Raw genomic sequence first — 19,379 nt, 5'->3', positions numbered from 1 at the left:
ACAATAAAAATGATTTGGTGCGCGTATGTTCCGCCAGGGATTGTTCACGAAGTAAATGGCAAAATGATCCTCTAATCGCGATCATAGTCACAAATGATACGGAAGTAACATGGTAATGTTATTTTAATATCATTGTCGTGTGACGATTTCTGAGAGGGAGTAAAATGGATATCGCGGTTATTGGCTCTAACATGGTGGACCTTATCACCTACACCAACCAGATGCCCAAAGAAGGGGAAACTCTGGAAGCGCCGGCGTTTAAAATCGGCTGCGGCGGAAAAGGGGCGAACCAGGCCGTGGCGGCCGCTAAGCTCAATTCAAAAGTATTGATGTTGACCAAAGTGGGCGACGATATTTTTGCCGACAACACCATTCGTAATCTCGAATCCTGGGGGATCAATACGACGTATGTAGAAAAAGTACCGTGTACCAGCAGCGGCGTAGCGCCGATTTTCGTCAACGCCAACTCCAGCAACAGCATTCTGATCATCAAAGGCGCTAACAAGTTTCTCTCGCCGGAAGATATCGATCGCGCGGCGGAAGATTTAAAAAAATGCCAGCTTATTGTTCTGCAACTGGAAGTTCAGCTTGAAACGGTTTATCACGCAATAGAATTTGGCAAGAAACACGGGATTGAAGTGTTATTAAACCCTGCGCCAGCATTACGGGAATTAGATATGTCTTATGCCTGTAAATGCGATTTCTTTGTACCCAATGAAACCGAGCTGGAAATATTAACCGGTATGCCAGTGGATACCTATGACCATATTCGCGCAGCGGCACGTTCGCTGGTAGATAAAGGGCTGAACAATATTATTGTCACCATGGGTGAGAAAGGCGCGCTGTGGATGACGCGTGACCAGGAAGTCCATGTTCCGGCGTTTCGAGTGAACGCTGTCGATACCAGCGGCGCGGGCGATGCCTTTATCGGCTGTTTCGCGCATTACTACGTCCAGAGCGGGGATGTGGAAGCCGCCATGAAAAAAGCCGTCCTCTTTGCCGCTTTCAGCGTCACCGGGAAAGGCACCCAATCCTCTTATCCAAGTATTGAGCAATTTAATGAGTATCTTTCGTTGAACGAATAACAATCACCCTGCACTGTTAAAGGTAGCACTATGAACGATAAAAACATCGTTCAGATGCCCGACGGGTATCTGAATAAGACACCTCTGTTCCAGTTTATTTTGTTATCCTGTTTATTCCCATTATGGGGATGCGCAGCCGCGTTAAATGATATTCTGATTACGCAATTTAAAAGTGTATTCTCGCTGAGCAACTTTGCTTCGGCATTAGTACAAAGCGCCTTTTATGGCGGTTATTTTTTAATTGCTATTCCGGCCTCGCTGGTCATTAAAAAAACCAGTTATAAAGTGGCGATACTTATCGGTCTGACGCTATACATTGTCGGCTGCACGCTCTTTTTCCCGGCGTCGCACATGGCGACCTACACCATGTTCCTCGCGGCGATTTTCGCCATTGCGATTGGCCTGAGTTTCCTGGAAACGGCGGCGAATACCTACAGTTCGATGATCGGGCCGAAAGCCTACGCCACGCTGCGGCTGAATATCAGCCAGACCTTTTATCCGATCGGCGCGGCGGCAGGAATTTTATTGGGTAAATATCTGGTCTTTTCCGAAGGGGAAAGCCTGGAAAAACAGATGGCGGGCATGAATGCCGAGCAAGTCCACAACTTCAAGGTGCTGATGCTGGAAAACACTCTGGAACCCTATAAGTACATGATTATGGTTCTGGTAGTGGTGATGGTACTGTTCCTGCTGACGCGTTTCCCGACCTGTAAAGTCGCGCAAACCGCGAGTCATAAACGCCCCTCGGCGCTGGATACGTTACGCTATCTCGCCAGCAACGCCCGTTTCCGTCGCGGTATTGTGGCGCAGTTCCTGTATGTGGGAATGCAGGTGGCGGTCTGGTCGTTCACTATCCGTCTGGCGCTGGAGTTAGGCGATATCAATGAGCGCGATGCCTCAACCTTTATGGTCTACAGCTTCGCCTGCTTTTTTATCGGCAAGTTTATCGCCAACATTCTGATGACACGCTTTAACCCGGAAAAAGTCCTGATCCTTTACTCTGTGATCGGCGCGCTGTTCCTGGCCTATGTGGCGCTGGCGCCCAGCTTTAGCGCGGTATACGTGGCGGTGCTGGTCAGTGTTCTGTTTGGCCCCTGCTGGGCGACCATTTATGCCGGAACGCTCGATACCGTCGATAACGAACATACCGAAATGGCGGGGGCGGTGATCGTGATGGCGATTGTCGGCGCGGCGGTGGTTCCCGCGATTCAGGGCTACGTGGCGGACATGTTCCACTCGCTACAGCTCTCATTCCTGGTTTCCATGCTGTGCTTTGTTTACGTTGGCGTTTACTTCTGGCGCGAAAGCAAAGTGCGCGGCAACCTGGCTGAAGTCGCCGCGTCCTGAGGAGATCAACCATGACAACACGTATTACATTATGGCGGGAGCTTTTTAACGAGCAGCCGCGTATCTTGCTGGAAAATGATGATTTTACGGTTACGGCGTTTCGTTACGCCAGCGGCGTGGAAGGACTGAAAATACAAAACAGCCGCGGTCATCTGGTGATTCTGCCCTGGATGGGGCAGATGATTTGGGACGCGCAGTTTGACGGTCATGATCTGACTATGCGCAACATGTTCCGTCAGCCGAAGCCGGCTGCGGAAGTGGTGGCAACGTATGGTTGCTTTGCTTTCCATTCCGGACTATTGGCGAATGGCTGCCCGTCGCCGGAAGATACACATCCGCTGCACGGCGAGATGCCCTGCGCTGCCATGGACGACGCCTGGCTGGAGTTAGAGGGCGACAGTCTGCGCGTGACCGGGCGCTACGAGTATGTGATGGGGTTCGGTCATCATTATCAGGCGCAACCTGCGGTGGTAATGCGTAAAGCAAGCGCGCTGTTTGATATTCAGATGACAGTGACTAACCAGGCTTCAGTCGCCATGCCGCTACAGTACATGTGCCACATGAACTATGCCTATGTGCCGAACGCCACGTTCCGTCAGAATATCCCGGATACCGCGCTGAAGCTACGCGAGTCGGTGCCGGCGCATGTCAAACCCACGGCGCAGTGGCTGGCGTTTAATCAACGACTTTTGCAGGGTGAAGCCTCGCTGGCAACGCTCAACGCGCCTGGCTTTTACGACCCGGAAATCGTATTCTTCGCCGATGAACTGGACAAGTACACGGATACCCCGGAATTCAGTATGATCGCCCCGGATGGCACCACGTTCGTGACACGTTTCGCCAGCGCGGAGCTAAATTACGTGACCCGCTGGATTCTTTATAACGGCGATCAGCAGGTTGCCGCCTTTGCCCTGCCCGCGACCTGTCGGCCTGAAGGTTTTCTCGCGGCGCAGCGAAATGGAACCTTGCTTCAACTGGAACCGCAGCAAACCCGGACGTTCACCGTCACGACAGGCATTGTCTGACCGCTCAAGGCTTGAACAGCCGCGCGCTTATCGTTAAGGTAAGCGCGTTTTTTTATCCATCAGGACAGAACCCATGATCACCGTTGCCCTTATCGACGACCACCTTATCGTCCGCTCCGGCTTTGCACAGCTACTGGGGCTGGAACCTGATTTGCAGGTGGTCGCTGAGTTTGGTTCCGGGCGCGAAGCGTTGGCAGGTTTACCGGGGCGCGGCGTACAGGTGTGTATCTGCGATATTTCGATGCCGGATATTTCCGGACTGGAGCTGCTAAGCCAACTGCCAAAAGGGATGGCGACGATCATGCTCTCGGTTCACGATAGCCCGGCGCTGGTGGAACAGGCGTTGAACGCCGGCGCGCGCGGTTTTCTCTCTAAACGCTGTAGTCCGGATGAACTGATCGCCGCGGTGCATACGGTGGCGACGGGCGGCTGCTATTTGACCCCCGATATTGCCGTGAAACTGGCGGCGGGTCGGCAAGATCCGCTGACCAAACGCGAGCGTCAAGTGGCGGAAAAACTCGCCCAGGGTATGGCGGTAAAAGAGATTGCCGCCGAACTGGGGCTGTCGCCAAAAACGGTGCATGTCCATCGCGCGAATCTACTGGAAAAATTAGGCGTCAGCAATGACGTTGAACTGGCGCATCGCATGTTTGACGGTTGGTAATGAACACCTTTTTTTCCCGTTTAATCACCGTTGTTGCCTGCTTTTTTATTTTCTCCGCCGCGTGGTTCTGCCTGTGGAGTATCAGCCTGCATCTGGTAGAGCGCCCGGAGCTGGCGGCGCTACTCTTTCCCTTCGGCCTGCGCCTGGGACTTGTGCTGCAATGCCCGCGTGGATACTGGCCAGTATTGCTGGGCGCGGAGTGGCTGCTGGTGTACTGGTTGGCGCAGGAAGTTGCGCTGACCCATCTGCCGCTTTTGATGATCGGTGGTGTGTTGACGCTACTGCCCGTGGCGCTGACTTCGCGTTACCGCCATCAGCGCGACTGGCGCACGTTATTGCTTCAGGGCGCGGCCCTCACCGCCGCGGCGCTACTGCAATCTCTGCCCTGGCTGGGGCAGGGGGAAGCGGCATGGAACGCGCTACTGCTGACCCTCACGGGTGGTCTGACGCTGGCCCCCATCTGCCTGGTTTTCTGGCACTATCTCACCAGCACTACCTGGCTGCCGCTGGGACCATCGCTGGTATCGCAGCCGGTAAACTGGCGCGGGCGGCATCTGATCTGGTATCTGCTGCTGTTTATCGTCAGTCTGTGGCTGCAACTGGGTTTACCTGCTGAACTTTCGCGCTTTACGCCGTTCTGCCTGGCGTTGCCGATTATCGCGCTCGCCTGGCATTATGGCTGGCAGGGCGCGCTCATTGCCACGCTGATGAATGCTATCGCGCTGATCGCCAGCCAGACCTGGCACGATCATCCCGTCGATTTATTACTTTCGCTGTTGGCGCAAAGCCTGACCGGGCTACTGCTTGGCGCGGGCATTCAGCGTCTGCGCGAGCTGAACCAGTCGTTGCAAAAGGAGCTGGCGCGCAACCATCGGCTGGCGGAGCGTCTTCTGGAGACCGAAGAGAGCGTGCGGCGCGATGTTGCGCGTGAGCTGCACGATGACATCGGACAGACCATCACCGCGATTCGTACCCAGGCGGGCATTGTGCAACGACTGGCGGCGGATAACGGCGGCGTGAAGCAGAGCGGGCAACTTATCGAGCAGCTTTCGCTGGGTGTGTATGACGCCGTGCGTCGCCTGCTGGGGCGCTTGCGCCCGCGTCAGCTAGACGACTTAACGCTGGCGCAGGCCATCCGTTCGTTGCTGCGCGAAATGGAGCTGGAAAGCCGCGGTATTGTCAGTCACCTCGACTGGCGAATTGACGAAACGGCGCTGAGTGAAAGTCAGCGCGTGACGCTGTTTCGCGTCTGTCAGGAAGGGCTGAATAACATCGTAAAACATGCCAATGCCAGCGCGGTGACGCTCCAGGGCTGGCAGCAGGATGAGCGGCTGATGCTGGTGATTGAGGATGACGGCAGCGGCCTGCCGCCGGGCTCTCACCAGCAGGGCTTCGGCCTGACCGGAATGCGCGAACGCGTGTCGGCGCTCGGCGGGACGCTAACCATCTCTTGTACCCACGGTACGCGGGTGAGCGTCTCGTTGCCCCAGCGTTACGTTTAAGGAAGGATAATGCTTTCGTTTTTAAAAGCCCCGGCCAACGCGCCGCTCATCACCGATAAGCACGAGGTTGACGCCCGCTATCGCTACTGGCGGCGGCATATCCTGATCACCATTTGGTTGGGTTACGCGCTGTTCTATTTCACCCGTAAAAGCTTTAACGCCGCCGCGCCGGAAATCCTTGCCAGCGGCATTCTGACCCGCAGCGATATCGGCCTGCTGGCGACGCTGTTTTACATCACCTACGGGGTGTCGAAATTTGTCTCCGGCATCGTTAGCGATCGCTCTAACGCTCGCTATTTTATGGGCATCGGGCTGATTGCGACCGGCGTAGTGAATATTCTGTTCGGCTTCTCGACCTCGCTGTGGGCCTTTGCTCTGCTATGGGCGCTGAACGCCTTTTTCCAGGGGTTTGGATCGCCGGTTTGCGCCCGTTTGCTGACCGCCTGGTACTCGCGTACCGAGCGCGGCGGCTGGTGGGCGTTATGGAACACCGCGCACAATGTCGGCGGGGCGCTGATCCCTCTCGTTATGGCCGCTGTCGCCCTGCATTATGGCTGGCGCGTCGGGATGATGGTGGCCGGATTGCTTGCCATCGGGGTGGGCATGGTCCTCTGCTGGCGGCTGCGCGACCGTCCGCAGGCGATTGGTTTACCGCCGGTAGGGGACTGGCGGCACGATGCGCTGGAGGTCGCCCAACAGCAAGAGGGCGCGGGGCTAAGTCGCAAAGAAATCCTCGCTAAATATGTGCTGTTGAATCCCTATATCTGGCTGCTTTCGCTATGTTATGTCTTAGTGTACGTGGTGCGCGCGGCGATCAACGACTGGGGCAACCTGTATATGTCCGAGACGCTGGGCGTAGATTTGGTCACGGCCAACACGGCAGTATCGATGTTTGAGCTGGGTGGATTTATCGGCGCGCTGGTGGCGGGCTGGGGCTCGGACAAACTCTTCAACGGCAACCGCGGACCGATGAATTTAATCTTCGCCGCCGGGATTTTGCTCTCTGTGGGTTCGCTGTGGCTGATGCCGTTCGCCAGCTACGTGATGCAGGCGGCCTGTTTCTTCACCACCGGTTTCTTTGTCTTCGGCCCGCAGATGCTCATTGGCATGGCGGCGGCGGAGTGCTCGCATAAAGAGGCGGCGGGCGCGGCCACCGGCTTTGTCGGCCTGTTCGCCTATCTCGGCGCGTCGCTTTCCGGCTGGCCGTTAGCGAAAGTACTGGAGATCTGGCACTGGACCGGTTTTTTTGCGGTCATCGCCATCGCGGCGGGGATCTCTGCGCTATTGCTGCTGCCATTTCTGAACGCTCAGGCCCCGCGCGAGACCAGCGAAGCGTGATGCACCTCACCTTTTTGCGCTGAATGGGGCAAAACTAAGAAATTTTCCCGGTTTTGCCTGGACGCTGTCGCAGGCCCCTTTTCCTGTGGATTTTTACAATGCCTGCCATTCGCAGGTATAAAAATTAGCTCAGGAGTAATCCATGCTGGCCTTCTTAAACCAGGTGCGCAAGCCGACCCTGGATCTGCCGCTCGATGTGCGGCGTAAAATGTGGTTCAAGCCGTTCATGCAGTCCTATCTGGTGGTTTTTATCGGCTACCTGACCATGTACCTGATCCGCAAAAACTTTAACATCGCGCAGAACGACATGATTTCTACCTACGGGTTGAGCATGACCGAGCTGGGGATGATTGGCCTGGGCTTCTCGATCACCTACGGCGTGGGGAAAACGCTGGTTTCCTACTACGCTGACGGTAAAAATACCAAGCAGTTTCTACCGTTTATGTTGATCCTCTCCGCTATCTGTATGCTCGGCTTCAGCGCCAGCATGGGCGCGGGGTCAACCAGTCTGTTTCTGATGATCGCTTTCTATGCCCTGAGCGGTTTCTTCCAGAGTACCGGCGGATCGTGCAGCTACTCGACCATCACCAAATGGACTCCGCGTCGTAAACGCGGCACCTTTCTCGGCTTCTGGAATATCTCCCACAACCTCGGCGGCGCGGGCGCGGCAGGCGTGGCGCTGTTCGGCGCCAACTACCTGTTCGACGGTCACGTCATCGGCATGTTTATCTTCCCGTCGATTATCGCGCTGATTGTTGGCTTTATCGGTCTGCGTTTTGGCAGCGACTCCCCGGAGTCTTACGGTCTGGGCAAAGCTGAAGAACTGTTCGGCGAAGAGATCAGCGAAGAGGATAAAGAGACTGAAGAAAACGAAATGACCAAGTGGCAGATCTTTGTTGAATATGTGTTGAAAAACAAAGTGATCTGGCTGCTGTGTTTCTCCAATATCTTCCTGTATGTGGTACGTATTGGTATCGACCAGTGGTCAACCGTCTACGCCTTCCAGGAACTGAAACTTTCAAAAGAGGTGGCGATTCAGGGCTTTACCCTGTTCGAAGTGGGCGCGCTGGTCGGCACGTTGCTGTGGGGCTGGCTCTCTGACCTGGCGAACGGTCGTCGCGCGCTGGTAGCCTGTGTGGCGCTGGCGTTGATCATCGCCACCCTCGGCGTCTACCAGCACGCCAGCAACCAGTATGTCTATCTGGCCTCGCTGTTCGCGCTCGGTTTCCTGGTGTTTGGGCCGCAGCTATTAATTGGCGTGGCGGCAGTCGGTTTCGTACCGAAAAAAGCCATCGGCGCTGCGGACGGTATCAAAGGAACCTTCGCTTATCTTATCGGCGATAGCTTTGCCAAGCTGGGTCTGGGCATGATTGCCGACGGCACCCCCGTTTTTGGTCTGACCGGCTGGGCGGGCACCTTCGCCGCGCTGGACGCCGCCGCGATCGGCTGTATCTGCCTGATGGCGATGGTCGCCGTGATGGAAGAGCGCAAAATCCGCCGTGAGAAAAAAATTCAGCAAGTCAATATCGCTTAAATGTGTGCATTTGGTAACGTTTTGCCCGGCTTAACGCCGGGCTTTTTTATGCCTTGCGTTCGTCAGACAGGACATCCGGTGTCTGGCGTAAATGAAGACAGGCGTTAATAAATCACATCCTGACAGGCCAGAACGTCGACAGTTATAAATTTACCGTTATGATGGGCATCCTGTTTGGTGACGGATGTGCGCATGATTTGGTTGATTCTGGCCACGTTTGTGGTGGTGTTTATTGTGGGTTTTCGGGTGCTGACATCGGATACCCGCCGGGCGATTCGCCGTCTGAGCGAACGTCTGAATATTGATGTAGTGCCGATAGAATCGATGATTGATCAGATGGGTAAAACGGCGGGCGGTGAGTTTTTACAGTATCTGCATCGCCCTGATGAATCGCATTTGCAAAATGCCGCTCAGGTGTTACTGATCTGGCAAATGGTGATTGTCGATGGCGGCGATCAGAATTTGCAGCGGTGGCATCGGTTGCTGCAAAAAGCGCGTTTAGCCGCGCCGATCACCGATACGCAGGTACGGCTGGCGCTGGGCTTTTTGCGCGAAATGGAACCCGATATGCAGGAGATCAACGCGTTTCAACTGCGCTATAACGCCTTTTTTCAGCCGGAAGAGGGTGTCCACTGGCTGCATTGATACTCTTCACTATCTCGTTAACAAAAGACGAGATGAATGAGGCTGGCAAGGGCGGCGAGCCACGATTAACGGCCGGATGGCGCGATTCATCGTTAGCCAAATAAAGCGTAGCCGCCATCGTATTTGCTAAGGGTGAGCCACAGAAGTAACGCACCGAATAACCGCTAACGACGCCAAAACGTCAGAGACTTGTAGCTCCTCATTTCCGTGACATATATCACGGAAATGTGATCTTGTTTTGAACACTAAAACTGTGACTCCTTGCCATACCTCCTGTCTCAAAATTTCTTATCATAAACTCGAAGTTGTACATGATTGTCTATAGACAACTCTAAATGTTTAGGCGCGCACCATGAAAACATTGTAGTGGCACACTGAATTTGCCCACCCCCAGACATCCGACTTAGCCTTAACAGACCATCGGTAAAACCCTCATACCAGCACCTTTAGCCCGTGTTTTTGGACAACATTAAGTAGTTTCAGTGACATCCCGCTGGGACGCTTGGCGCCGCTTTCCCACTTTTGAACCGTTGATACGCTGGTATTCAGGTACCGAGCGAAAACCGGCTGGCTAACGTTGAGTTCTTCTCGTAACGCTTTTATTTCAAGTGGCTGCAGGTCTTTGATGCTGCTTAAGCAGGCCGTGTCAAAACTGCGCATTGTCTCCTGGGGAATGGCATCCACGCTAAATAATCCAGATGCCGCGCTATGAATCGCTTCAAAGGCAGGGCTTTTGAATTTAGTTTTTGCTGACATGGCGCACCTCTACCAGTTCTTTGTTATTAATGAGTGCCGTTATCTGATCTTCGGTCAGGCAAGCATAGTGTTTTGCTAACTCACGGAAACCCGCAAGTTCGCGATAGCGAATGTTGGCCATATCCTGTTTGGCATACAGGAAGGTGTAAAACCAATGTTCGCCTCCCTTTGCCAACACGATTGCGCGATCGCGATTTTGATTGAGACGTTTTTTATAAACCCCGCCGCCAAGATTATCTGCTTTTCCTTGCAGTACGGCGTTGATGGCCTCGCTTAACTCGTCATCTTTTATCGTGTGGGGCTTCGCTTCTCTGTTAAACCACCTGGTTTTGAAGGTTCGCATCAGGTTGACATCCTGTAATCTAAAGTGTAGCACCAGGTGATACACTATGTCTTACCTTTTGGTTTTACACGCAGCGAGAGAAGATAATTCTCAACTCTCGACCAGCCTCGCAAAATGCAGCGCAACAATGTCAGTTGCTAAAACGTTAATCAGATCACATTTTGTAATGTTACACTGCGTGGATTTTCCGCACTAAAACGACGCAGGTAACCACAATGAATGAAAATATCGCAGAAAAATTCCGCGCTGATGGGGTTGCCAGGCCTAACTGGTCAGCCGTTTTTGCCGTGGCGTTTTGTGTCGCCTGCCTGATTACCGTTGAGTTTTTGCCCGTTAGTCTGTTGACGCCGATGGCGCAGGATCTGGGGATCTCCGAGGGCATCGCCGGTCAGTCGGTCACCGTTACGGCGTTTGTCGCGATGTTTTCCAGCCTGTTCATTACCCAGATTATTCAGGCGACCGACAGGCGTTATATCGTTATTCTGTTCGCCGTTTTGCTGACGGCTTCTTGTCTGATGGTCTCCTTTGCCAACAGCTTTACGCTGCTATTGCTGGGCCGCGCCTGTCTTGGGTTGGCGCTGGGCGGATTCTGGGCGATGTCGGCGTCGCTGACCATGCGACTGGTTCCCGCGCGTACCGTGCCGAAAGCGCTGTCGGTGATTTTTGGCGCGGTCTCCATCGCGTTAGTGATCGCCGCGCCGCTGGGCAGTTTTTTGGGCGGTATTATTGGCTGGCGTAATGTCTTTAACGCCGCTGCGGTGATGGGCGTACTGTGCGTCATCTGGGTGGTGAAATCACTGCCGTCGCTGCCGGGCGAACCTTCTCACCAGAAACAGAATATGTTTAGCCTGTTGCAACGCCCTGGCGTGATGGCCGGGATGATCGCCATCTTTATGTCTTTTGCCGGGCAGTTCGCTTTCTTTACCTATATTCGCCCGGTCTATATGAATCTGGCGGGCTTTGACGTTGATGGTCTGACGCTGGTGTTGCTCAGTTTTGGTATTGCCAGCTTCGTTGGCACTTCTTTCTCCTCCTACGTACTGAAACGTTCGGTAAAACTGGCGCTGGCCGGTGCGCCGCTGCTACTGGCGCTGAGCGCGCTGACGCTCATTGTGTGGGGAAGCGACAAAACCGTGGCGGCGGCAATAGCGATTATCTGGGGGCTGGCGTTTGCGCTGGTGCCGGTGGGATGGTCAACGTGGATCACTCGTTCTCTTGCCGATCAGGCGGAAAAAGCCGGTTCCATCCAGGTCGCGGTGATTCAACTGGCAAATACCTGTGGCGCGGCGGTGGGCGGTTATGCGCTCGACAATTTCGGGCTGCTTTCGCCACTGGCGCTTTCCGGCGGTCTGATGCTGTTGACGGCGTTAGTCGTGGCGGCGAAAGTCCGTATTACGCCAATGAGTTGATATTGCTGCCATTTGTAGGCCGGATACGACGTTAGTCGTTATCCGGCAATAATAAATGCTTAATCAAAACCGTTATGCTCTGCGGTGGCGGCAAACCATTCTCCGCTTTTTTTCACCGTGCGCGTTTGGGTGGCTAAATCCAGTTGTACAAAACCATAGCGATTTTTATAGCCGTTCAGCCATGACCAGTTATCGATAAAGGTCCACATGTGGTAGCCAAGACAGTGACAGCCCTCGCTAATGCCTTTATGCAGCCATTTAAGATGCTCAGAAATAAAGTCAATCCGGTAATCATCGTGAATCTGTCCCGCTTGCACAAAACGCTGCTCGTTCTCAACGCCCATCCCGTTTTCGGAGATAAAACAGCGCGGATTGCCGTAATTATCCCGTAGGTTGGTAATGATGTCGTAAATTCCTGGCGCGTAAATTTCCCAGCCGCGGTAAGGGTTCATCTTGCGCCCCGGCATGTCGTAATAGTCAAATAACCACTCCGGCATAAACGGCGCTTGCGGATTCACCGCCGTATCACGGCATTTCACGCGGCGCGGCTGATAATAGTTAATCCCCAGTAAATCGATTTTGCCGTCGGCAATAAGCTGACGGTCGCCTGGCTGACAGGCAGGCAACTGGTCATAGGTTTTCAGCAGCGCCACCAAGTCCGCCGGGTATTCTCCCTTTAATACCGGGTCAAGAAAACTGCGGTTGAATAACAGATCCGCATGGTGCGCGGCTTGCACATCGGCGGGATGCTGCGAGCGTGGGTAGGACGGCGTCAGATTCAGTACTATGCCGATTTCACCGTCGTAGCGCCCGGCGCGCCAGGCGCGCACGGCGGTCGAGTGCGCCAGCACGGTATGGTACGCCACGGTGGCCGCCCGTTTAAAATCCACCACATTGGGATAGTGGAAGTCGTACAAATAGCCGCCTTCCACCGGCACAATCGGCTCGTTAAAGGTAAACCAGTGCTTCACGCGGTCGCCAAACAAGGTAAAACACGTTTGCGCGTACCGACCAAACGCCTCTACGACGTCGCGATTTTCCCAGCCGCCTTTCTCCTGCATGACCATCGGCATATCAAAATGGAACAGCGTAATAAACGGCGTGATGCCCTGCGCCAGTAGCTCGTCGATGACGTGATTGTAGAAGCTCACCGCTTGTGGATTCACCTCGCCTACGCCGTCTGGAATGAGCCGCGCCCAGCTTAGCGAGGTGCGAAAACTGTTATGTTTTAACTGTTTCAGTAGCGCGATGTCTTGCTTCCAGTGGCGATAGAACGTTGAGGTTTCCGCTGGACCGACGCCCTGGTGAAAACGATCAGGCTGGCGCTCGAACCACACATCCCACGTGGTCTGGCTTTTACCGCCATTCAGACTATCCCCTTCAGTTTGCAACGCTGAGCAGGCGCTGCCCCACCAGAAGTTATCGGGAAAACGGTATCGCATTGTCGTACTCCTTGATCGCGTAAATTCGCTCCAGAATACGCGGTTTTAGCGAAAAGAAACCGGTTACAGTCCGCATTTTCGCGACCAAAAAGCGGAAAAGCTGTGCTACATCTCCGGGCATTCCACCTTGCCGAGAGCCTGCCAGTAGTTATGCTGATTGTTGCGCTCTATCGCGATCATCGCCTCCCGAATATGCTGCTGGTTCCCCTCGCTTGCCATGATTTTTTTCTCCCAGGCTTCATCGGTTAGCGCGCCTTTGGGCGTACACATTTTGCGCAAATCCTTTAAAATCGTATTTTTTTCATGCGCCGACTGGAGTGAGCTAAACGGAGAGTCGGCATACGTGACGCCCGGTAGCGCGACAAGCGCGGCAATAAGCAGAAGCGTTTTTCGTTTCATAAACGGTATCCTTATCGGTTTGCACTTTTTCAAGAGTAAGTGTAGACCGTGCGACGTTCACTCATCGGGGCGTGCTATCCGTTGGCGTTGAAGTCAGGCAAAAGTGGGAAGGCGGTTTCTCGCTGCGCCTTCACTTTCTTGCGTGGCAGAATAGTGTATGTTCTGACTACTCTTTTATTTCGTAAGCGGTAGTGTAATGAGACGTATTGAGATCGTACTGGGAGAGCTGGAACGGCTGACGCGCGGGCTATGCCTTGCCGATTTGGCGCAGGAGACGGCGTTTACGGCGGAGGCGATAGGTTTCAATCTTGGGCTGGCGCGTAACTCCGTCAGCAAAGATCTCAATCAGTTATAGAATGACGGCCTGGCAATCAAAAGCCGTGGCCGCCCGGTCTATTTTCTGCATCGCCAGGCGCTGGAAACGTTGCTGGGACGACAGCTGGAAGAGTCTGAACGCGAAGTGCGGTCGGTGGCGGATGTGCTGCCGCATGAAGAGCATTACGCGCCCGACGATCCGTTTACCAGCCTGATTGGTTACGATCGCAGCCTGCGCGATGCGGTAGAAAAAGGCCGTGCGGCGGTGCTCTATCCGCACGGTTTACACGTTCTGCTTACCGGGCCGTCCGGCGTCGGTAAAACCTTTTTTGCGGAACTGATGCACCGTTTCGCCTGTGAACAGGCGAGCGGCGCTATCCCGCCGCTGGTCTACTTTAACTGCGCGGAATACGCCCATAACCCGGAACTGCTCTCCTCGCATCTGTTTGGTCATCGGCAGGGGGCGTTTACCGGCGCGAATGAACATAAAACAGGCCTCGTGGAGCAGGCGGACGGTGGTTATCTGCTGCTGGACGAGGTGCACCGTCTGTCTTATGAAGGGCAGGAAAAGCTGTTCTCTATTCTGGATAAAGGCGAGTACCGTCCGCTTGGCGTGAGCAGCCAGCCGCGATCAATTTCGGTACGCCTGATTTGCGCCACTACCGAGCCGGTCGGGTCGGCGCTGTTACGTACTTTCCAGCGGCGTATTCAGGTATGCATTGATTTGCCGGGCATTCGCCAGCGCTCCGTTGAAGAACAGATCGAACTGATCGTGGGGTTCTTACAGCGGGAAAGCCGCAAAATAGAACGCACGGTCAGCATTGATAAACCGTTGTTGCTCTGGTTGCTGAATAAACCCCTTGAAGGCAATATCGGTCAGCTAAAAAGCGATATTCAGTTTCTCTGCGCTCAGGCGTGGGCATCGGGAATGACCGAGCATAACGACACGCTACAGCTGGATAAGCGGCTGGCGGAGATGTCGGTTAACCCGACGCCGGAACAGCGTCTATTGGTGGATACTCTGTTTGACGGTAAAGCGCGGCTAAATATAGACGCGCGCACGCTGCCCGCATTGAAGACGTCGCTGGCGACCGGGGCGGAAATTGAAGAGAGCGACCTCTTTTACAGCTTCCTGACGCGCGAATATGTTAATTTGCGCAACAGTAACGTCCCCCCGGCGGAGACGCTGGCGATCCTGAAAAATAAACTCAGCTCGATTTTTGAATACGGTCTCTACAGCCGCGACAGCGTGGCGCATCCGCCGCGCTATGGCGACCAGATTGAAGAGCGCGTGACGCTGCTGATTGGCTGCGTAGAGCAGGTGTTGGGCTTTTCGCTGCCGGAAAATCTGGTTAACCCACTGCGTAAACACTTCCTGGCGCTGATAGGCTACGTGCAGCGCGGCCTGATCCCGCAGCTTTACTCTTCCAGTTTGATCCTGGATCGCTGCAAAGACGAATATGACAACGCCACGCTGCTGTGTCGGAAAATCAACGAACTGCTGCATATTCAGTGTCCGGCGACGGAAGTGGTCTGGCTATGCCTGTTCCTGAAAGAGTGCCGCCATTATCGTCAGCGCATCGATGCCAGCCCCGACTGCGGGGTCATTTTGATCGCCCACGGCGCGACCACCGCCACCAGTCAGGCGCAATATGTCAACCGCGTGCTGGAGCGCGAGTTGTTCAGCGCCATCGACATGCCGTTTGAACAGTCGGTGCATGACACGCTGGAAACGCTGACCCAAATGATTCAAACCCGCCAATATCGGCGGCTTATCCTGTTGGTGGACATCGGTTCATTGATCCATTTCGGCAGCACCATCAGTAAATTATTCCAGATAGATGTTTTGCTCATGCCGAACATCACGCTGACCAGTCTACTGGAAGTCGGGCTGGATTTAAGCTATGAAACCAGCGATTTACCACAGTTGACGGCGCTCCTGCAGAGTAAAAATATCCCCTGCCAGCTTTGTACGCCGCAGCAGGAGAACGGTGGCAAAGTGCTGGTCATCTCCTGTATTACCGGCATGGGAACGGCGGAAAAAATCAAAAAGGTGCTGGAGGAGAGCTTTGGCGAACTGATGTCGCAGGACACCAGGATGGTGATCCTTGATTATAACGAGGTACGAAGTCTGGAGCGCGTTCAGCAGGCATTGAATGCCAGCGAGCGGCTGGCGGGGATTGTCGGCACTTTCCAGCCGGGGCTGCCGGATATTCCGTTTATTTCGCTGGAAGAGCTTTTCTCCGAACAAGGGCCGGAACTGGTGTTGAGCCTGTTAACGCCCGATCTGTCCAATGCTGAACGCCGTCTGGAGATGGAGCGCAGCGCGATGCGCTTTATCAGCGCGCTAACGATGGAGAGTATCATCAACCATATTTCCGTGCTTAACCCGCAGCGTATTTTGAAAGAGATGGAGGGCGTTTTTAACCATCTGACGTCTTCGCTTTCCCTGAAACCAAGCCGCCAGGTGACACTGCGCTTCCTGATCCACTGCTGCTGTATGGTAGAGCGTATTGTGATTAACCGAAAACCGTTACAGATGGCGCTGGAAAGTCAGCCGAATCTGGACGCGCGCGCGTTTAGTGTCATCAAATCCGCTTTTCTGCCGATCGAAGATGCCTACGCCATCCGTTTATCAGATGCGGAATATTTTTATATCTACGAACTGCTCTATAGCTAATCCTTTTACTGGCGGGGCTTCGCGCCTCGCCAGACCTTTCTTCTTCCTCGCGTGACACAAATTCTGGCACAACCTTTGCTCTTCTGATGATGCGTTATGCCGGATAGCGGCGTAAACGCCTTATCCGGCCTACCGGGAGCGTTCTGTAGGCCCGGTAAGCGCAGTGCCACCGGGCAATATATGCCGGTGTCCTCATGTAATTGCGCCAGGAGGCCATTTTGACTACCACACAACCGTTGCCCCACATCCTGCTGCTGACGCATGGCGGCTGGGGACAACCGCTTTGCAACAGCCTGCGTATGGTCACGGGCGAAATTAAAGGCGTGACGGAAATCGCGCTAATGCCTGTCGATACGCTGGGCGAGTTTTATCAACGCGTCGAGGCCGTGGTGAAAACGCTGCCGGAAGGCTCGCTGATCCTGACGGATTTTGTCGGCGGCACAACGTCCAACGTCGCGGCGCGGCTAAGCGCCGATTATCCGGTGGCGGTGATTGCCGGACTGAATGCGTCGCTACTGCTGGAGGCGCTGGACAGGCGCGAACAAGGGATGCTAACCGCCTGCGTGGATGAGTTAGTTGAGGCCGGGCGCAGTAGCTGCCTGGATGTGGTCGCCCATGTACGTCAGCTACAACAATCACTCTAAGGAAAACATCATGGCCAATATCGTTTTATGCCGCATCGACAGCCGTCTCATTCATGGGCAGGTTGTCACGAAGTGGGTCGGACAATCTCAGGCGAACCGGATAGCCGTTGTGAGTGATGAACTGGATGCCGATCCGTTTATGAAAAATATCTACCTGATGGCCGCGCCGCCAAATATCAAAGTGGATTGCTTCGGCAACCAGAGTTTTGCCGCCGCATGGAAAGAAAATCAGCTTGGCGACGGTAACGTGCTGGTGCTTTTTCCCTCACTGGCGGCGGTGCAGGACGCCATACAACTGGGCTTTGACGTCACCCGCATTCAGGTTGGCGGTCTCGGCGGCGGGCCAAACCGCAAAGCGGTTTTTCAGAATATTACGCTGGATGAAAAAGACGTCGGCATTCTTAACGACCTGAAAAACCGTGGCGTTCAGGTATTTTTCCAGACCATTCCGGAAGATAAGCCGCAGCCGCTCGACGATATCCTGAAAAAATTCTAACCCTTTAATAGACACAAAATCATTCTGGATGCATCGAGGCGGCAACTGAGTGAATCCCCTGGAGCTTACTAAAGTAAGTGACTGGGGTGAGCGAAGGCAGCCAACAAAGAGGCAGCCTGAAGGATGAAGTGTGTAGGATAACACTATGGATACCTTACTCTTTGCAAGCCTGATGGGGTTGTATTACTGGTTTGCCCGTTTACGCCTCGGCTACACCTTCTCCGCGATGCTGTTACAACCGGTGGTGATCGCGGTATTTGTCGGGCTTTTGCTTGGCAATATGCAGACCGCGATGATCATCGGCGCAGGGATGCAGCTCGTTTATTTGGGCGTGACCTCAACGCCGGGCGGCAACGTGCCGTCGGACCCGGCGCTGGCGGCCTGTATCTCCATTCCTATCGCGGTGAAGGCCGGTATGGACCCAAACCTGGCGATCGCGCTGGCAATCCCGTTTGGCGTGATTGGCGTGTTTCTCGATCAGCTTAGGCGCACGCTGAACGCCGCCTGGGTGCATATGGCGGATAAACACGCGGAAACGGCAAACATGGCGGGCATCATGCGTTGCGCCTTTCTTTACCCGGCATTGCTGGGGCTGGTGCTGCGCTTCCCGGTGGTCTTTGCCGCTAACTACTTTGGCCAGGATGTGGTGGAAAGTTTCCTTAAACTGATGCCGCACTGGTTAACCCACTCCTTTGAAATCATGGGCGGCATTCTGCCGGCGCTGGGCTTTGCCATCACCATTATGGTGATCGGTAAAAAGAGCCTGTTGCCGTGGTTTATCGGCGGGTTCTTCGCGGTGTTGTACCTCAAGGTCGACATCATGGCGATGGCCATCTTCGGCACCTGTGTCGCCTTCCTGATTAAAGGCCTGGCGAAAAATGAAGGAGCAGCATGATGAACAGTGACGTAATGCAGCATGAACTGGTTGAGCGCGCGCGGGAAAGCGGGGCGCTGACCAAAGCAGATATCACCAAAGCCTGGTTTATCTACTGGCTGGGCGCCGAGGTTTCCAGCTCCTATGAGCGCTTACAAAGCCTGATTTTCTGCGCCTCGATGACGCCGATCATCAAAAAACTCTACCCACAAAAAGAGGAGCAGGTAGAAGCGCTAAAACGCCACCTTAACTTTTTTAACTCCGAGCAGACCTTCGGCGCGGTGATTCAGGGCATCTCTATTGCCATGGAAGAACAAAAAACGCGCGGCGAGCCGATTAACGACTCGTCTATCACCGGCATTAAAACTGGCCTGATGGGGCCGCTTGCCGGGATGGGCGACTCGATTATCTGGGCGGCGGTGATGCCGCTGTTGATAGCGATCTTTATTCCGTTCGCGGCAAATGGCAGCGCGATGGGCGGTATTATCCCGCTGATTCTCTACCCGGCGATCACCCTGGCGATCAGCTACGGTATGGTCCACAAGGGATATACGCTGGGGCGTGATTCGATTATCGGCCTGCTGCAAGGGGGGCGAATCAAAGAACTGATCTACGGGGCCAACGTGCTGGGTTTGATCATGATGGGCGCGCTTTCCGCCAGCTACGTCAAAATCACCACGCCGTTAAAAATTAGCGCTTTGAAAGGATCTGAAGTGGTGGTTCAGCAGATCCTCGACTCTATCGCGCCGGGCTTACTGCCACTGGCGGCGGTATTCGCCATCTACTTCTATCTGGTAAAAAAAGGGCCGCGCTACACCACCATTTTGCTGTCGATTGTCGCACTGAGCATAGTCTGTTCGTTGTTGGGAGTGCTGTAAATC

General features: G+C 54.4%; 19 protein-coding genes. 15 read left to right on the top strand and 4 right to left on the bottom strand.

Features of this window, described 5'->3' with window-relative positions:
• Positions 1–164: 164 nt before the first annotated feature.
• From rbsK to N7E69_RS08005, 8 genes are all read left to right on the top strand, one after another.
• A complete protein-coding gene (rbsK, locus tag N7E69_RS08040; RefSeq protein ID WP_000350272.1) occupies positions 165–1,085 on the top strand; it encodes a ribokinase in 921 nt (306 codons plus the stop codon).
• A 30-nt stretch (positions 1,086–1,115) separates the two neighbouring features.
• Positions 1,116–2,432, top strand: coding sequence for an L-fucose:H+ symporter permease (gene fucP, locus N7E69_RS08035; protein WP_000998359.1), 1,317 nt, complete (start codon positions 1,116–1,118; stop codon positions 2,430–2,432).
• Positions 2,433–2,443: 11 nt separating this feature from the next.
• Complete coding sequence (locus N7E69_RS08030) at positions 2,444–3,457, top strand: aldose 1-epimerase family protein (RefSeq protein WP_000213193.1); 1,014 nt, start codon at positions 2,444–2,446, stop codon at positions 3,455–3,457.
• Between the two features lie 73 nt (positions 3,458–3,530).
• Complete coding sequence (uhpA, locus tag N7E69_RS08025; protein WP_000633672.1) at positions 3,531–4,121, top strand: transcriptional regulator UhpA; 591 nt, start codon at positions 3,531–3,533, stop codon at positions 4,119–4,121.
• Positions 4,121–5,623: a signal transduction histidine-protein kinase/phosphatase UhpB gene (gene uhpB, locus N7E69_RS08020; protein ID WP_001091270.1), complete on the top strand. Its 1,503-nt coding sequence runs from the start codon at positions 4,121–4,123 to the stop codon at positions 5,621–5,623. Before uhpA ends, uhpB begins: the two co-directional genes overlap by 1 nt.
• 9 nt (positions 5,624–5,632) lie before the next feature.
• Entirely contained in the window at positions 5,633–6,961 is a 1,329-nt protein-coding gene (locus tag N7E69_RS08015; protein ID WP_000948174.1) for an MFS transporter, read from the top strand.
• Between the two features lie 142 nt (positions 6,962–7,103).
• A complete protein-coding gene (gene uhpT / locus N7E69_RS08010) occupies positions 7,104–8,495 on the top strand; it encodes a hexose-6-phosphate:phosphate antiporter (protein ID WP_000879181.1) in 1,392 nt (463 codons plus the stop codon).
• A 192-nt stretch (positions 8,496–8,687) separates the two neighbouring features.
• A complete protein-coding gene (locus N7E69_RS08005; protein ID WP_001519640.1) occupies positions 8,688–9,140 on the top strand; it encodes a DUF1198 domain-containing protein in 453 nt (150 codons plus the stop codon).
• Between the two features lie 432 nt (positions 9,141–9,572).
• Here N7E69_RS08005 and N7E69_RS08000 read toward each other — a convergent pair whose 3' ends face one another.
• Entirely contained in the window at positions 9,573–9,896 is a 324-nt protein-coding gene (locus tag N7E69_RS08000; protein WP_001274841.1) for a helix-turn-helix domain-containing protein, read from the bottom strand.
• A complete protein-coding gene (locus N7E69_RS07995; RefSeq protein ID WP_001258723.1) occupies positions 9,880–10,239 on the bottom strand; it encodes a type II toxin-antitoxin system RelE/ParE family toxin in 360 nt (119 codons plus the stop codon). Before N7E69_RS07995 ends, N7E69_RS08000 begins: the two co-directional genes overlap by 17 nt.
• 215 nt (positions 10,240–10,454) lie before the next feature.
• Between N7E69_RS07995 and nepI the strand changes: the two genes are divergently transcribed.
• Complete coding sequence (nepI, locus tag N7E69_RS07990; protein WP_001004789.1) at positions 10,455–11,648, top strand: purine ribonucleoside efflux pump NepI; 1,194 nt, start codon at positions 10,455–10,457, stop codon at positions 11,646–11,648.
• A gap of 59 nt (positions 11,649–11,707) precedes the next feature.
• On the opposite strand, the gene N7E69_RS07985 is transcribed toward nepI, so the two are convergent.
• Both N7E69_RS07985 and N7E69_RS07980 read right to left on the bottom strand, forming a co-directional pair.
• Positions 11,708–13,090 carry a glycoside hydrolase family 1 protein gene (locus N7E69_RS07985; RefSeq protein ID WP_001270467.1) on the bottom strand — a complete coding sequence of 461 codons (1,383 nt, stop codon included), beginning with the start codon at positions 13,088–13,090 and terminating at the stop codon, positions 11,708–11,710.
• 105 nt (positions 13,091–13,195) lie between these two features.
• The gene (locus tag N7E69_RS07980; protein WP_000824212.1) at positions 13,196–13,489 is read right to left on the bottom strand and encodes a YicS family protein; all 294 of its coding nucleotides are present in this window, start codon (positions 13,487–13,489) and stop codon (positions 13,196–13,198) included.
• A gap of 196 nt (positions 13,490–13,685) precedes the next feature.
• Between N7E69_RS07980 and N7E69_RS07975 the strand changes: the two genes are divergently transcribed.
• The 6 genes from N7E69_RS07975 (at position 13,686) to N7E69_RS07950 (ending at position 19,376) form a co-directional block, all read left to right on the top strand.
• Positions 13,686–13,844 (top strand): hypothetical protein, encoded by a 159-nt coding sequence (locus N7E69_RS07975; protein WP_001675645.1) that lies wholly within the window; start codon positions 13,686–13,688, stop codon positions 13,842–13,844.
• 15 nt (positions 13,845–13,859) lie between these two features.
• Entirely contained in the window at positions 13,860–16,484 is a 2,625-nt protein-coding gene (gene dagR / locus N7E69_RS07970) for a transcriptional regulator DagR (RefSeq protein ID WP_223151223.1), read from the top strand.
• Between the two features lie 218 nt (positions 16,485–16,702).
• Entirely contained in the window at positions 16,703–17,128 is a 426-nt protein-coding gene (locus N7E69_RS07965; protein ID WP_000214106.1) for a PTS sugar transporter subunit IIA, read from the top strand.
• Between the two features lie 10 nt (positions 17,129–17,138).
• Complete coding sequence (locus N7E69_RS07960; protein WP_001284295.1) at positions 17,139–17,624, top strand: PTS system mannose/fructose/N-acetylgalactosamine-transporter subunit IIB; 486 nt, start codon at positions 17,139–17,141, stop codon at positions 17,622–17,624.
• 145 nt (positions 17,625–17,769) lie between these two features.
• Positions 17,770–18,519, top strand: a complete 750-nt coding sequence (locus N7E69_RS07955) for a PTS mannose/fructose/sorbose/N-acetylgalactosamine transporter subunit IIC (RefSeq protein WP_000380259.1) — start codon at positions 17,770–17,772, stop codon at positions 18,517–18,519.
• Positions 18,516–19,376, top strand: a complete 861-nt coding sequence (locus N7E69_RS07950) for a PTS system mannose/fructose/sorbose family transporter subunit IID (protein WP_001575156.1) — start codon at positions 18,516–18,518, stop codon at positions 19,374–19,376. The genes N7E69_RS07955 and N7E69_RS07950 overlap by 4 nt, the downstream gene beginning before the upstream one ends.
• Positions 19,377–19,379: the final 3 nt, after the last annotated feature.

It is taken from the genome of Salmonella sp. 3C (assembly GCF_025426275.1).
GTDB classification, from domain to species: Bacteria; Pseudomonadota; Gammaproteobacteria; order Enterobacterales; family Enterobacteriaceae; genus Salmonella; species Salmonella enterica.
The sequence above is the reverse complement of the archived record's forward strand: the minus strand, read 5'-3'. Positions and strand labels throughout refer to the sequence as shown.

What these genes read in the sequence shown, in the direction of transcription:
- rbsK (WP_000350272.1), top strand. Translation starts at nt 165, where the DNA reads ATGGATATCGCGGTTATTGGCTCTAACATGGTGGACCTTATCACCTAC.
- fucP (WP_000998359.1), top strand. Translation starts at nt 1,116, where the DNA reads ATGAACGATAAAAACATCGTTCAGATGCCCGACGGGTATCTGAATAAG.
- N7E69_RS08030 (WP_000213193.1), top strand. Translation starts at nt 2,444, where the DNA reads ATGACAACACGTATTACATTATGGCGGGAGCTTTTTAACGAGCAGCCG.
- uhpA (WP_000633672.1), top strand. Translation starts at nt 3,531, where the DNA reads ATGATCACCGTTGCCCTTATCGACGACCACCTTATCGTCCGCTCCGGC.
- uhpB (WP_001091270.1), top strand. Translation starts at nt 4,121, where the DNA reads ATGAACACCTTTTTTTCCCGTTTAATCACCGTTGTTGCCTGCTTTTTT.
- N7E69_RS08015 (WP_000948174.1), top strand. Translation starts at nt 5,633, where the DNA reads ATGCTTTCGTTTTTAAAAGCCCCGGCCAACGCGCCGCTCATCACCGAT.
- uhpT (WP_000879181.1), top strand. Translation starts at nt 7,104, where the DNA reads ATGCTGGCCTTCTTAAACCAGGTGCGCAAGCCGACCCTGGATCTGCCG.
- N7E69_RS08005 (WP_001519640.1), top strand. Translation starts at nt 8,688, where the DNA reads ATGATTTGGTTGATTCTGGCCACGTTTGTGGTGGTGTTTATTGTGGGT.
- N7E69_RS08000 (WP_001274841.1), bottom strand. Translation starts at nt 9,896, where the DNA reads ATGTCAGCAAAAACTAAATTCAAAAGCCCTGCCTTTGAAGCGATTCAT.
- N7E69_RS07995 (WP_001258723.1), bottom strand. Translation starts at nt 10,239, where the DNA reads ATGCGAACCTTCAAAACCAGGTGGTTTAACAGAGAAGCGAAGCCCCAC.
- nepI (WP_001004789.1), top strand. Translation starts at nt 10,455, where the DNA reads ATGAATGAAAATATCGCAGAAAAATTCCGCGCTGATGGGGTTGCCAGG.
- N7E69_RS07985 (WP_001270467.1), bottom strand. Translation starts at nt 13,090, where the DNA reads ATGCGATACCGTTTTCCCGATAACTTCTGGTGGGGCAGCGCCTGCTCA.
- N7E69_RS07980 (WP_000824212.1), bottom strand. Translation starts at nt 13,489, where the DNA reads ATGAAACGAAAAACGCTTCTGCTTATTGCCGCGCTTGTCGCGCTACCG.
- N7E69_RS07975 (WP_001675645.1), top strand. Translation starts at nt 13,686, where the DNA reads ATGAGACGTATTGAGATCGTACTGGGAGAGCTGGAACGGCTGACGCGC.
- N7E69_RS07960 (WP_001284295.1), top strand. Translation starts at nt 17,139, where the DNA reads ATGGCCAATATCGTTTTATGCCGCATCGACAGCCGTCTCATTCATGGG.
- N7E69_RS07955 (WP_000380259.1), top strand. Translation starts at nt 17,770, where the DNA reads ATGGATACCTTACTCTTTGCAAGCCTGATGGGGTTGTATTACTGGTTT.
- N7E69_RS07950 (WP_001575156.1), top strand. Translation starts at nt 18,516, where the DNA reads ATGATGAACAGTGACGTAATGCAGCATGAACTGGTTGAGCGCGCGCGG.